The 12,813-nt window shown below is 71.7% G+C and carries 10 protein-coding genes; 2 read left to right on the top strand and 8 right to left on the bottom strand.

Going from position 1 to position 12,813, the window contains the following annotated elements; all coding sequences use genetic code 11:
• Positions 1 to 83: 83 nt before the first annotated feature.
• Positions 84 to 1,313 (top strand): arginine deiminase, encoded by a 1,230-nt coding sequence (locus AB3388_RS00330; protein ID WP_495408761.1) that lies wholly within the window; start codon positions 84 to 86, stop codon positions 1,311 to 1,313.
• Between the two features lie 94 nt (positions 1,314 to 1,407).
• Positions 1,408 to 2,478 carry an NAD(P)-dependent alcohol dehydrogenase gene (locus AB3388_RS00325; RefSeq protein ID WP_495408760.1) on the top strand — a complete coding sequence of 357 codons (1,071 nt, stop codon included), beginning with the start codon at positions 1,408 to 1,410 and terminating at the stop codon, positions 2,476 to 2,478.
• A gap of 65 nt (positions 2,479 to 2,543) precedes the next feature.
• On the opposite strand, the gene araA is transcribed toward AB3388_RS00325, so the two are convergent.
• The 8 genes from araA to AB3388_RS00285 form a co-directional block, all read right to left on the bottom strand.
• Positions 2,544 to 4,052 carry an L-arabinose isomerase gene (gene araA, locus AB3388_RS00320; protein ID WP_495408759.1) on the bottom strand — a complete coding sequence of 503 codons (1,509 nt, stop codon included), beginning with the start codon at positions 4,050 to 4,052 and terminating at the stop codon, positions 2,544 to 2,546.
• 10 nt (positions 4,053 to 4,062) lie between these two features.
• Positions 4,063 to 4,737, bottom strand: a complete 675-nt coding sequence (locus AB3388_RS00315; protein WP_495408758.1) for an L-ribulose-5-phosphate 4-epimerase — start codon at positions 4,735 to 4,737, stop codon at positions 4,063 to 4,065.
• Positions 4,734 to 6,341 (bottom strand): xylulokinase, encoded by a 1,608-nt coding sequence (locus tag AB3388_RS00310; protein WP_495408757.1) that lies wholly within the window; start codon positions 6,339 to 6,341, stop codon positions 4,734 to 4,736. The genes AB3388_RS00315 and AB3388_RS00310 overlap by 4 nt, the downstream gene beginning before the upstream one ends.
• Positions 6,342 to 6,397: 56 nt before the next feature.
• A complete protein-coding gene (locus AB3388_RS00305) occupies positions 6,398 to 7,435 on the bottom strand; it encodes a LacI family DNA-binding transcriptional regulator (RefSeq protein WP_495408756.1) in 1,038 nt (345 codons plus the stop codon).
• Between the two features lie 91 nt (positions 7,436 to 7,526).
• A complete protein-coding gene (gene mmsB, locus AB3388_RS00300) occupies positions 7,527 to 8,777 on the bottom strand; it encodes a multiple monosaccharide ABC transporter permease (RefSeq protein ID WP_495408755.1) in 1,251 nt (416 codons plus the stop codon).
• Positions 8,774 to 10,312, bottom strand: a complete 1,539-nt coding sequence (gene mmsA / locus AB3388_RS00295) for a multiple monosaccharide ABC transporter ATP-binding protein (RefSeq protein WP_495408754.1) — start codon at positions 10,310 to 10,312, stop codon at positions 8,774 to 8,776. The genes mmsB and mmsA overlap by 4 nt, the downstream gene beginning before the upstream one ends.
• Before the next feature lie 164 nt (positions 10,313 to 10,476).
• Positions 10,477 to 11,634 carry a multiple monosaccharide ABC transporter substrate-binding protein gene (gene chvE, locus AB3388_RS00290; protein ID WP_495408753.1) on the bottom strand — a complete coding sequence of 386 codons (1,158 nt, stop codon included), beginning with the start codon at positions 11,632 to 11,634 and terminating at the stop codon, positions 10,477 to 10,479.
• A 223-nt stretch (positions 11,635 to 11,857) separates the two neighbouring features.
• Complete coding sequence (locus AB3388_RS00285) at positions 11,858 to 12,796, bottom strand: DUF5926 family protein (RefSeq protein ID WP_495408752.1); 939 nt, start codon at positions 12,794 to 12,796, stop codon at positions 11,858 to 11,860.
• Positions 12,797 to 12,813: the final 17 nt, after the last annotated feature.

Here is a 12,813-nt window from a genome sequence, read left to right as displayed (position 1 = left end):
GGGCCCGGAATGCCGCGCCCGGCCGCACCCTATCCAGCTGCCTGAGCGGCGCCGGAGCGGGCGGCTGTGCCACTCTGCCGATCATGACCGACGCCGCGACCCGGACCGCCGTGGGCGCCACCAGCGAGGTCGGGACCCTCCGCACCGTGCTGCTCCACCGGCCGGGCCCGGAGCTCTCCCGGCTCACGCCGCGCAACAACGACCAGCTGCTCTTCGACGGCGTCCCCTGGGTGGCGCGGGCGCAGGAGGAGCACGACGCGTTCGCCGAGGCGCTGCGCGACCGCGGCGTGGAGGTGCTGCACCTCGACCGGCTGCTCGCCGAGGTGCTCGCCGTCCCCGCCGCGCGGGCGGAGCTGATCGCCGCGGCCGTCGACGACCCGCGGCTCGGGACGACGCTGCGGCGCGCGGCCTCCGCGCAGCTGGCCGACCTCGCCCCCGAGGACCTCGCCGGCACGCTCATCGCCGGGCTGGCGCACGACGAGCTGCGCGGCGGCTCGGGGCTGGCCTACCAGCTGATGGGCCGCGGCGACTTCATCGTCCCGCCGCTGCCCAACCTGCTGTTCACCCGCGACTCGTCGGTGTGGATCGGCGACGAGGTGGCGGTGACCTCGCTGGCCATGCCGGCCCGCCACCGCGAGAGCACGATCACCGCTGCCGTCTACACGCACCACCCGCGCTTCGCCGGCGTCGAGCAGCTCTACGGCGCCCACTTCGAGCACCTGGAGGGCGGCGACGTCCTGCTGCTGGCGCCCGGCGTCGCCGCGGTCGGCGTCGGCGAGCGGACGACGGCCGGCGGCGCGGAGCGGCTGGCCCGGCAGCTGTTCAGCCGCGACGTGGCGCACACCGTGCTCGTCGTCCCCATCGCGCAGCAGCGGGCGACGATGCACCTGGACACCATCGCGACGATGGTCGACGCCGACGCCATGGTCATGTACCCGGCCGTCGCCGACTCCCTCGTCGCCTGGACCGTCACCGCCGAGAACCCGGGGGCGGACGCCGAGGAGATCGGGCTGGCCGTCCGCGGCCCGGCGCCGTTCCTCAGCGCCGCCGCCGACGCGATGGGCATCGACCGGCTGCGGGTCATCGACACCGGGCTGGACCCGGTCACCGCCGAGCGCGAGCAGTGGGACGACGGCAACAACACCCTGGCGCTGGCGCCGCGGCTGGCGGTCGCCTACGAGCGCAACACCGTCACCAACGCCGCGCTCGAGGCGGCCGGCATCGAGGTGGTGCGCATCGCGGGCTCCGAGCTCGGCAGCGGCCGCGGCGGGCCGCGGTGCATGAGCTGCCCCGTCGCCCGCGACCCCCTGTAGCTCTCTGAGACAAGGCGTGCGCCGCCGTCCCCCCGTGCACCACGCTCCAGGCACCGCCCCCGGCACGGGGGCGACCGGCGCCGAGGAGAGACCCATGGCCGACGACGTGATGCGTGCCTTCGTGATGCTCGAGGTCGGGAAGACCGCCGTGGTGGAGAAGCCTGTCCCGACCCCCGGGCCGGAGGAGGCGGTCGTCCGGACGACGGCGGCGCTGATCTGCACGTCGGACGTCCACACCGTGAAGGGCGCCCTCCCCGTCGAGAACGGCCGCACGCTGGGCCACGAGTCGGTGGGCGTCGTGCACGCGCTCGGCTCGGCGGTGACGGGCTTCAGCGAGGGCCAGCGGGTCGCGGTCAACGCCGTGACCCCGTGCTTCCGGTGCAGCTACTGCCAGCGCGGGTTCACCAGCCAGTGCGGCGGCGCCCTCGGCGGCTACCGGTACACCGCCCAGATGGACGGCAACATGGCCGAGTACTTCGTCGTCCCGGCCGCCGCGGCGAACCTGACCGCGATCCCGGACGACGTCACCGACGAGCAGGCCGCCTACACCTGCGACATGCTCTCGACCGGCTTCATGGGCGCCGAGCACGCCTACATCCAGTTCGGCGAGACCGTGGCCGTGTTCGCCCAGGGGCCGGTCGGGCTGTGCGCCACGATGGGGGCCAACCTGCTCGGCGCCGGGCGGGTGATCGCGGTCGAATCACGCCCCGAGCGCAAGGAGATGTCCCGGCGGTTCGGCGCGGACGACGTCGTGGACTTCACCGAGGGCGACCCGGTCGAGCAGATCATGGAGCTCACCGGCGGCGAGGGCGTCGACGCGGCGATCGAGGCGTTCGGCTTCCCGGAGACCTTCGAGGGCTGCCTGCGGGTGACCAAGGCCGGCGGCCGGGTCTCCAACATCGGCTACCACGGGGAGAACCCGGCCCCGTTGCAGCTGCCGCTCGACGCGTTCGGGCTCGGCATGAACGACAAGGCGATCCACACCGGGCTCTGCCCCGGCGGCAGCGAGCGGATGACCCGGCTGCTGCGGCTGCTGCAGACAGGCCGCATCGACCCGACCCCGCTCACCACCCACCGGTTCGGCTTCGAGGACGTCGACCGCGCCTTCGCGATGATGCAGACCAAGGAGGACGGCATCCTCAAGCCGCTCATCACCTTCGCCTGAGCCGGCTCCGACCGTGCTTTATCGCGATCAAGCACGCGTGCTTGATCGCGATAAAGCACGCCGAGTCAGATGCCCTGGGCGAGGCGGTGGTAGGCGGCGCTCCAGCGCAGCTCCTTGGCCAGCGACCGCCGGGTCGTGTCGGCGTCGATGAGCACCAGCTCGGTGGAGAAGACCTCGGCCAGGTCGGTGAGCTCCTCGGCGCCGAGCTGGGTGGACAGCACCGTGTGGTGCGGCCCGCCGGCGGTGAGCCAGCCCTCGGTCGCGGTCGAGAAGTCCGGCCGCGGCTCCCAGACGGCCCGGGCGACGGGCAGCTTGGGCAGCGGCTCGGACGGCTCGACGACGTCGATCTCGTTGGCCACCCAGCGGAACCGGTCGCCGAGGTCGGACCAGCCGACGGTGATGCCCGGCCCCGGGTCGGCGGTGAACACCAGCCGCGCCGGGTCCTCCCGGTTGCCGATGCCGAGCGGGTGCACCTCCACCCGGGGCCGCTCGTCGGTGATCGAGGGGCAGACCTCGAGCATGTGCGCGCCGAGGATCTTCGGCCGGTCGGCGGCCAGGTCGTAGGTGTAGTCCTCCATGAAGGAGGTGCCGCCCGGCAGCCCGTGCCCGACCACCTTGAGCACGTGCAGCAGCGCGGAGGTCTTCCAGTCGCCTTCGCCGCCGAAGCCGTAGCCGTCGGCCATCAGTCGCTGGACGGCGAGGCCGGGCAGCTGCCGCAGCCCGCCGAGGTCCTCGAAGTTGGTGGTGAACGCGCCGAAGTCGCCGTCCTCGAGGAACGTGCGCATGGCGGCCTCGATGCGCGCCTGGTAGCGCACCGCCTCGTGCTTCGGCCCGCCCGGCTCGGCGCCGTCCTGGAAGTCGTACAGGTCCAGGTACTCCTCGACCAGCGCGTCGACGGCCTTGTCCTCGATCGTGTCGACGACGGCGACCAGGTCGTTGACGCCCCAGGTGTTGACCGAGACGCCGAAGCGGAGCTCGGCCTCCACCTTGTCCGACTCGGTCACCGCGACGTTGCGCATGTTGTCGCCGAAGCGGGCCAGCTTCAGCGACCGCGCGGCCGCGGCGCCGGCGGCGGCCCGCGCCCACGAGCCCACCCGGGCCTGCACCCGCGGGCTGGACACGTGGCCGGCGACCGTCGTCCGCGGCTGGCGCAGGCGGGTCAGGATGAATCCGTGCTCGCGGTCGCCGTGCGCGGCCTGGTTGAGGTTCATGAAATCCATGTCGATCGTCGCCCACGGCAGGGCGGCGTCGGCCTGGGTGTGCAGGTGCAGCAGCGGCTTGCGCAGCGCGTCGATGCCCGAGATCCACATCTTCGACGGCGAGAAGGTGTGCATCCACGTGATGACGCCGAGGCAGTTCGGGTCCTCGTTGGCCTCGCCGATCGCGCGGCGGATCGCCGTGGCGTCCTTGAGCACGGGCTTCCACACCACCCGGGCCGGGACGGCGTCGGCGCCGTCGAGCCCGGCGGCCACCCGCTGGGACTGCTCGGCGACCTGCTGCAGGGTCTCCTCGCCGTAGAGGTCCTGGCTCCCGGTCAGGAACCAGATCTCAGCACCGGCGTAGGGGTTGTTCACGACGAGGTCCTCACTGTCCGTAGACGTTCTGGTAGCGGGCGTAGAGCTTGTCGACGTCGGCCTGGTCGATCGGCAGCGGCTCCCCCAGCTGGCGGGAGAAGTGCACGGTGCGGGCGACGTCCTCGGTCATGACGGCGGCCTTGACCGCGGCCTTCGCCGTCGCCCCGATCGTGAAGACGCCGTGGTTGCGCATGAGCACCGCCGGCGACCGGGAGCCCGACAGCGTCTCGACGATGCCGCGGCCGATCGAGTCGTCGCCGATCAGCGCGAACGGCCCCACCGGGATCGGGCCGCCGAACTCGTCGGCCATCGCCGTCAGCACGCACGGGATCTCCTCCGCGCGCGCGGCCCAGGCCGTGGCGTACGGGCTGTGCGTGTGCACCTGGCCGTTGACCTCGGGCATGTTCCGGTAGACGTAGGCGTGCGCGTCGGTGTCGGACGACGGCTTCTTCACGCCGTCCACGGCGTTGCCGTCGAGGTCGCAGACGGTGACGCCCTCCCAGGTCAGCTCGTCGTACTCGACGCCACTGCCCTTGATGACGAACAGGTCCTCGCCGGGCACCCGTTCGGACACGTTGCCCGAGGTCCAGGTGACCAGCTCGTACCGGGTCAGGTAGGAGTGCAGGCGGGCGACGTGCTCGCGCTGCGCGCGGTGGGTGCCGCGCTCGGTCAGGGTGCCGGTCATTGCGTCTGCTCCTCGATTCCGATGTGCTCCACGGCGGCCCGCTCGACCGGGAGCGCGGCGACGTAGCGCTGCATGAACGCGTCGAAGCCCGCGACGTCGGCCGGGTCGGGCTCGGCGGTCTCCAGGGTGGTGCCCGCGAAGACCGAGGTGTCCAGGTAGTCGGCCAGGCTCTGGTCCGGCGAGCGTGCGGCGAACACGGCCAGGACGGCGATGCCCCAGGCGCCGCCCTCGGCCGCGACGTCACCGACGGACACCGGGGTCTCGATCGCGGCGGCCAGGAAGCGCTGCGCCACGCCCTCGGTCTTGAACAGGCCGCCGTGCGCGAACATCCGGTCCAGGCGCACGCCCTCCGCCTTCTGCAGGACGTCCATGCCGATCCGCAGGGTGGCCAGGGACGCGAACAGGTGCGTCCGCATGAAGGTGGCGAGATCGAACCGGCTGTCCGGGGACCGCACGAACAGCGGCCGCCCCTCCTCGAGGTCGGTGATCGGCTCCCCGGAGAGGTAGTTGTAGGCCAGCATCCCGCCGCCGTCGTCGGCACCACTGAGCGCGGCGGTGAACAGGATCTCGAAGATCGCCGACGGGTCCGCCTCCGACCCCAGCGCCCGGGCGAACTCGGCGAACAGCCCGACCCAGGCGTTCAGCTCACTGGCCCCGTTGTTGCAGTGCACCATGGCCACCGGGTCGCCGGCCGGCGTGGTGACCAGGTCCAGTTCGCGGTGCATCCGGCTGAGCTCGTGCTCGAGCACGACCATGGCGAAGATGCTGGTCCCGGCGGAGACGTTGCCGGTACGCGGGGCGACCGAGTTGGTGGCGACCATCCCCGTCCCCGCGTCACCCTCGGGCGGGCAGAGCGGGATGCCGGCCCGCAGCCGCCCGACCGGGTCGAGCAGCTTCGCGCCCGCCTCGGTGAGCGTGCCGGCCGGCCGGCCGGCGACCGCGATCCCGGGCAGCAGGTCGGCGAGGGACAGCTCGGCCCCGGCCTCGGCGGCCAGCTGATCGAAGCGGGCCAGCATCGTGGCGTCGTACCCGCCGGTCGCGCTGTCGATCGGGAACATGCCGCTGGCGTCGCCGATGCCGAGGACCTTCTCGCCGGTGAGCTGCCAGTGCACGTACCCGGCCAGGGTGGTCAGGTGATCGAGCCGGCGGACGTGTTCCTCGCCGTCCAGGATCGCCTGGTAGAGGTGCGCGACGCTCCACCGGTGCGGGATGTTGAAGCCGAACTCCGCGCTGAGCCGCTCGGCCGACCGGCCGGTGTTGGTGTTGCGCCAGGTGCGGAACGGCGTGAGCAGCTTCCCGTCGGCGTCGAAGGCCAGGTAGCCGTGCATCATCGCCGAGACGCCGAGCGCGCCGACGCCTGCCAGTTCGACCCCGTGGCGTCGCCGGACGTCGTCCGCCAGCGCCGCGACGCTCTGCTGCACCCCGGCCCAGACGGCCTCGAGCGAGTACGTCCACAGCCGGTCGACGAACTGGTTCTCCCAGTCGTGGCTGCCGACCGCGAGCGGCGCGTGGTCCGGGCCGATCAGGACGGCCTTGATCCGGGTCGAGCCCAGCTCGATGCCCAGGGCCGTGCGACCTGCGGTGATCGCTTCGCCGGCATCCATCGTCATCTCCCGAGCCTTTCGCGACAGGGTGGCCGGCCCGGTTCCGGGGCGGGCCGTCACAGAGCCCCTCGCGCCGGCGCCGGGCCGGTGCTCGAGCGCACCAGCAGGCTCGCCGGCACGGGGTCGGGGTGCAGCTCCTCGCCCTTGAGCCGGGCGAGCACCAGCTCGACCCCGCGGCGGCCCAGCTCGGCGAAGTCCTGCCGCACCGTGGTCAGGGGCGGGGTGAAGTACGGCGCCTCGGGCAGGTCGTCGAAGCCGACGACGCTGACGTCGCGGGGCGCGTCGAGGCCCTCCTCGTGGAAGGCGGCGAGCAGGCCGAGCGCCATCTGGTCGTTGGCCAGGAAGACGGCGGTGATGTCCTCGCCGTCGCGCACCCGGCCGGCCAGCAGCTTGCCCGCGGCATAGCCCGACGACGGCGTCCAGTCGCCGCGCAGGATCTCCGGCACCGGGGCGCCGGCGGCGCACAGCTCCGTCCGCCAGCCCGCGATGCGGTCGCGGGCCTCCTTGGAGTCGGCCGGGCCGGTGACGTGGTGCACCGTGCGGTGGCCGAGCTCCAGCAGGTGCCGGGTCGCCAGGCGGGCGCCGGTCACCTGGTCGACGCCCACCGCCGGCTCCTCGAGCGCACCGCCGCTCTGCACGGTGACCAGCGGCACCGGCGCCGAGATGGCATGCAGCGCCTCGAAGGCGTTGTCGTACGTGCCGAGCGCCACGACCGCGTCGATCGACTGGGCGACGAAGCGGTCGACGGCGTCGCGCATGGCCTCGGCGGTCGCGTCGTCCAGGACGGTGACCGCCAGCGCGTAGCCGGCCGACCGCGCCGCCTGCTCGAGGCCGACCAGCGTCTGGGCCGGGCCGTACTGGTTGATGTTGACCGTGACGAACCCGATCGTGCGGGTCGACCCGGTGACCAGCGCGCGGGCCGCGGTGTTCGGGCGGTAGCCGAGCTCGGCGATCGCGGCCAGCACCCGCTCCCGGGTCAGCGGCGCCACGTTGGGCGAGCCGTTGATGACCCTGGAGACGGTCTGGTGGGAGACACCGGCGCGGGCCGCGACGTCGGACATGACGAGCGCACGAGGCGCTCCATCGGGCTGCACGGGTCTCCCTCCTCGTCGTGGTCGGCCGGGTCGAGGTGCGCGGGGACCGCCCCGGCGCCCACCGGCGCCGGGGCTGATCCGCACGTCGCGGCTAGCGGGCGCCCGCGCGCCGCTTGTTGTAGACGTCGAACGCGACGGCCAGCAGCAGCACCAGACCCTTGACCACCGACTGGATCGACTGGTCGATGCCCATGAGCTGCATGCCGTTGCTCATGACGGCCATGATCAGGCCACCGACCATGGCCCCGATCACCGTGCCCACACCGCCGGTGACGGCGGCGCCGCCGATGAAGCAGGCCGCGATCGCGTCGAGCTCGAACATGTTGCCGGCCCCGGGCTGCGCGCCGTTCGAGCGGGACGAGAACACGACGCCGGCGACGCCGGCGAGCACGCCCATGTTCACGAACAGCCAGAAGTTGACCGACCGCACCTTGACGCCGGAGAGCGTCGCGGCGGCCAGGTTGCCGCCGATCGCGTAGATCTGTCGGCCGAACACGGTCCGCTGGGTGACCAGCGTGTAGGCGAGGATCAGCACGGCCAGGATGATCAGGATGATCGGCAGGCCGCGGGCGTGCGCCAGCTGCCAGGCGAAACCCATGACCACGGCCCCGACCACCACGATCTTGGCGATGAACAGCGGGAAGGACTCCACCGGCTGCTGGTACCGGATCCGCGCGACGCGGGTGCGGAAGGAGCTGAAGGCGTACCCGGCCACGGCGATGCCGCCGATGAGCAGCGTGAAGGCGTCGTAGCCGTTGCCGCCGATCAGCCCGTTGAGGAAGCCGCTGGCGATCTTCCCGTACGCGCTCGGGAACGGCGAGAGCGAGATGTTGTCCAGCACCTGCAGGGTCAGGCCGCGGAACAGCAGCATGCCGGCGAGGGTCACGATGAACGCCGGGATGCCGACGTAGGCGACCCAGAAGCCCTGCCAGACACCCACCAGCAGGCCGACGCCGAGGGCGGCGAGGACGCCGACCCACCACGGCATCCCGCTCTGGATGACCGTGACGGCGGAGACCGCACCGGTGAGCGCGACGACGGAACCCACCGAGAGGTCGATGTGCCCGGCGATGATGACCATGACCATGCCGATGGCCAGGATCAGGATGTAGGAGTACTGCAGGACGATGTTCGTGAGGTTGCCGGGGGACAGCAGCGTGCCGCCGGTCAGGATCGCGAACAGCGCGATGATGACGACGAACGCGATGTAGATGCCGCTCTGGCGCAGGTTGCGGGTGAACAGACCCCAGACGTCGCTGGTACCCGTGTGCAGCGCAGCGGCCTGCGCGGTCTCGGTCGTCGGGGCGGTCTCTTCCGCCGGCGGCGGGGCGGTCCTGGTCATGCGGCCTGCTCCCTCTCCTTGGTCATGAGCGCCATGAGGTTCTCCTGCGTGGCGTCGGCGACGGACATCTCTCCGGTGATGCGGCCGGCCGACAGCGTGTAGATGCGGTCGCAGATGCCGAGCAGCTCCGGCAGCTCCGACGAGATGACGAGCACACCCTTCCCGTCGGCCACCAGCCGGTTGATGATCGTGTAGATCTCGTACTTGGCACCGACGTCGATGCCCCGGGTCGGCTCGTCGAGGATGAGCACCTCCGGGTCGGTGAACAGCCACTTCGACAGGACGACCTTCTGCTGGTTGCCGCCGGAGAGCTTGCCGACCACCGAGAGGACGCTCGGGGCCTTGATGTTCATCTCCTTGCGGTAGCCCTCGGCGACCTTGATCTCCTCGTTGCCGTTGACCCAGCCGCCGCCGGCGAGCTTCTTCAGCGCGGCCGCCGAGATGTTGCGGCGGATGTCCTCGATGAGGTTGAGCCCGTAGCGCTTGCGGTCCTCCGTGGCGTAGGCGATGCCGGCCTCGATGGCCTCGGCGACGTTCTTGGGCCGGACCTCCTTGCCGTGCAGGAAGAGCCGGCCGGAGATGTTCCGGCCGTACGAGCGGCCGAAGATGCTCATGGCCAGCTCGGTGCGGCCGGCGCCCATCAGCCCCGCGATGCCGACGACCTCGCCGGCCCGCACGGTGAAACTGGCGTTCTCGACGATCTTGCGCTCCTGGGTGGGGTGCCAGACCGTCCAGTCCTCGACGCGCAGCACCTCCTCGCCGGGGCGCGACTCGCGTTCGGGGTAGAAGCTCTCCAGGTCGCGGCCGACCATCCCGCGGATGATCCGCTCCTGGGTGACCTCGCCGCGGTGCAGGTTCAGCGTCTCGACGGTCTTCCCGTCGCGGATCACCGTCACGTTGTCCGAGATCGCGGTGATCTCGTTGAGCTTGTGCGAGATCATGATCGAGGTGATGCCCTGCTCCTTGAGCTTGCGGAGCAGGCCGAGCAGGTGGGCGGAGTCGTTGTCGTTCAGCGCTGCGGTCGGCTCGTCGAGGATGAGCAGGCGCACGTCCTTCGACAGCGCCTTGGCGATCTCGACCAGCTGCTGCTTGCCGACGCCGAGCTGGCCGACCGGCGTCACCGGGTTCTCCTCGAGGCCGACCTGCTGGAGCAGCGCCGCGGCGTCGGCGTTGGCCTTGTTCCAGTCGATGAGGCCGCCGCGGCCCTTGCGCTCGTTGCCCAGGTAGATGTTCTCGGCGATCGACAGGTAGGGCACCAGGGCGAGCTCCTGGTGGATGATCACGATGCCGACGTGCTCGCTGTCGCGGATGCCGGAGAAGTGGACCGGCTGGCCGTCGTACACGATCTCGCCGTCGTAGCTACCGGTCGGGTACACGCCGGAGAGCACCTTCATCAGCGTCGACTTGCCGGCGCCGTTCTCTCCGCAGATCGCGTGGATCTCGCCCCGCTGGACCGAGAGGTTGACGTTCTCCAGCGCCTTCACGCCGGGGAAGGTCTTGGTGATGCCGCGCATCTCCAGGATGTGGTCGTCCATGGACTCCGTCGTCCTTGCTGTGGCGCGCTGTGTGTGGAATGTGTGTGTGGGTCAGCATGGCCCCGTCGCGCGGACGTGGCGAGCGGACCGGGAGGGGTGGTGCCGGCCGGGCCCGGCAGCGCCTGTGCTGCCGCCGAGCCCGGCCGGGACTCGGGGGGTGGGGCTCAGTCGGCCTGGCCGGAGGCGACCTCGTCGGCCGTCCAGTAACCGGTGTCGATGAGCTCCTTCTGGATGTCGTCCTTGAAGACGGTCACGATGTCGAGCAGGTACGACGGGACGACCTTGACGCCGTTGTCGTACGTCTTGGTGTCGTTCGCCTCCGGCTCGTCACCCTGGAGGAAGGCCTGGGCGGCGACGACCGCCTGCTCGGCCAGCAGACGCGTGTCCTTGAAGATCGTGGAGCTCTGGACATCGTCCTGGATCAGCTTGACCGAGGCGATCTCGGCGTCCTGCCCGGTGACGACCGGCATCGGCTTGGGCTGCGAGCTGAGAGTCGGGCCGTAGCCGGCGTTCTGCAGGGCGGTGATGATGCCGCGGGACAGGCCGTCGTAGGCCGACAGGACACCGTTGACGACCGAGCCGTCGCTGTAGGTGGAGGTCAGCAGGTCCTCCATGCGCTTCTGGGCCGTCTCCTGCTGCCAGCGCAGGATCGCGCACTGCTCGATGTCGGTCTGGCCCGACTTCACGACCAGCGTGCCGTCGTCGATCTTCGGCTGGAGGACCGACATCGCGCCGTCGAAGAAGAAGTGCGCGTTGTTGTCGTCCAGCGAGCCGGCGAACAGCTCGATGTTGAACGGACCGGTCGCGGTGCCGTCCGGGTTCTCGTCGTTCTTGATGCCGAGGCCGGTGAGCAGCGCGTTGCCCTGGGCGACGCCGACCGCGAAGTTGTCGAAGCTGACGTAGAAGTCGACGTTCTCGCTGTCACGGATCAGCCGGTCGTAGGAGATGACCGGGATGCCGGCGTCGGCCGCGGCCTGCAGCTGGCTCGACAGCGCGGTGCCGTCGATCGCGGCGATGATGAGCAGGTCAGCGCCCTGCGTGATCATCTGGTCGATCTGCTGGGACTGGGTCGGGATGTCGTCGTTCGCGTACTGCAGCTCGACCGTGTAGCCCTTGTCCTCCAGCTGCTGCTTGACGGAGTTGCCGTCGGCGATCCAGCGCTCGGAGGTCTGGGTCGGCATCGAGACGCCGATCGTCTGGTCCTCGGGGTTGGCGTTGGCGTTGCCCGCACTCGAGCTGCCGCCGGCGCCGCTGCCGCCACAGGCCACCAGACCCAGCGCCAGGGCCGCGCCCAGGGCGCTCAACCTGAGCTTCTTGCTCACCTGCTCATCTCCTCTTCGAGATTTCTGCCGCCGCTGGGGCGCTCAGGCCCGCTCGTCGCGAGCGGGGCCAAGTGTGAGCGCTAACAAGGGGGGCGCGTCAAGCCCGGCAGGACAGATTGAGATGTCACGATCGGGTAACGCGCTCGTCATCTGAGCGCCCCCTGGGCTTTGGCTGGGCTCACACGGCGCGGACAGTCTCCACCGCCCAGAGAACCTTCGCAGCTCAGCGCAGGGTGACCTGCCGGGAGAGCAGGCCGGCCCGGGCGCGGCGCTCGTCCGCGCTGAGCGGTTCCGAGACGGCCAGGGCCTGCTCGAGGCGGGTCTGGAAGTCCGTCGCCGGGCCGGTCCAGTCGGCTGCCGGGGCGTCGGCCGGCAGGTCCCACACCGGGACGACGAGACCGTGCGCACGGAACGCCCCGGCGTAGCGCGTGCCCTCGCCGAGGGTCAGCTCCTCGGCGGCGCGCAGGCGGGCGAGGGCGTCGAGCAGCGGCTCCTCGTCCTCGGGGCGCACCCAGCGCAGGTGGGCGCGCTCGGTGCCGGGCCGCACCCAGTACGCGGCGCCGAGACCCGCCAGCTGCTCGGTCGGCAGCACCGCCGCGTTGGCCTGCTCGAGGCCGGCCATCGCGGCGGGCCCGGCGTCGGTGCCCTCGAGCCAGAAGCCGAAGTCGGGGTGCACCGTGACCTCGAGCGGCGCGGTCAGGTCGAGCAACTCCTGCAGCCGCGGCCCGGCCGAGCCGGCGGCGCCCACCGGACCCGGGTCGACCGGCGCCCCGGCCGGAGCCTCCAGCGCGGCCGCCAGCGCCGTCCCGAGGTCGCGGCTGACGTCGTCGGAGGAGGCCGGCAGCTGGACGCCGAGCAGGATCTCACCGTTCGCGCGCACCAGGGCGGGCGACCCGCCGGGGAGGACGCTGGCGAGGGTGACGTCGCGGCCGTCGGCGGTCTTCAGCGGCGCGGTCGCGGCTGGCACGAGCTCGCGCAGCGCGACCCAGTGCGGCTCGCCCGGCAGGCCCTCGAACGGGCGGGCGACCGGCGGCGCGTAGCCGGAGCCGTGGCAGTGCTTGTAGCGCCGGCCCGAGCCGCAGGGGCACGGCGCCTTGGGGTTGATCCCGCCTTCGGCGGCCTGCGGGGCGGCGGAACGGCGCTTGGTTGCGGAGCGAGCCATGCGCCGAGCCTAAGAGG

It is taken from the genome of Geodermatophilus sp. SMS 5-13 (assembly GCF_059428245.1).
Note: the sequence above shows the minus strand (reverse complement) of the source record. Positions and strands in the feature narration are given on the sequence as shown.

What these genes read in the sequence shown, in the direction of transcription:
- AB3388_RS00330 (WP_495408761.1), top strand. Translation starts at nt 84, where the DNA reads ATGACCGACGCCGCGACCCGGACCGCCGTGGGCGCCACCAGCGAGGTC.
- AB3388_RS00325 (WP_495408760.1), top strand. Translation starts at nt 1,408, where the DNA reads ATGGCCGACGACGTGATGCGTGCCTTCGTGATGCTCGAGGTCGGGAAG.
- AB3388_RS00315 (WP_495408758.1), bottom strand. Translation starts at nt 4,737, where the DNA reads ATGACCGGCACCCTGACCGAGCGCGGCACCCACCGCGCGCAGCGCGAG.
- AB3388_RS00310 (WP_495408757.1), bottom strand. Translation starts at nt 6,341, where the DNA reads ATGGATGCCGGCGAAGCGATCACCGCAGGTCGCACGGCCCTGGGCATC.
- mmsB (WP_495408755.1), bottom strand. Translation starts at nt 8,777, where the DNA reads ATGACCAGGACCGCCCCGCCGCCGGCGGAAGAGACCGCCCCGACGACC.
- mmsA (WP_495408754.1), bottom strand. Translation starts at nt 10,312, where the DNA reads ATGGACGACCACATCCTGGAGATGCGCGGCATCACCAAGACCTTCCCC.
- AB3388_RS00285 (WP_495408752.1), bottom strand. Translation starts at nt 12,796, where the DNA reads ATGGCTCGCTCCGCAACCAAGCGCCGTTCCGCCGCCCCGCAGGCCGCC.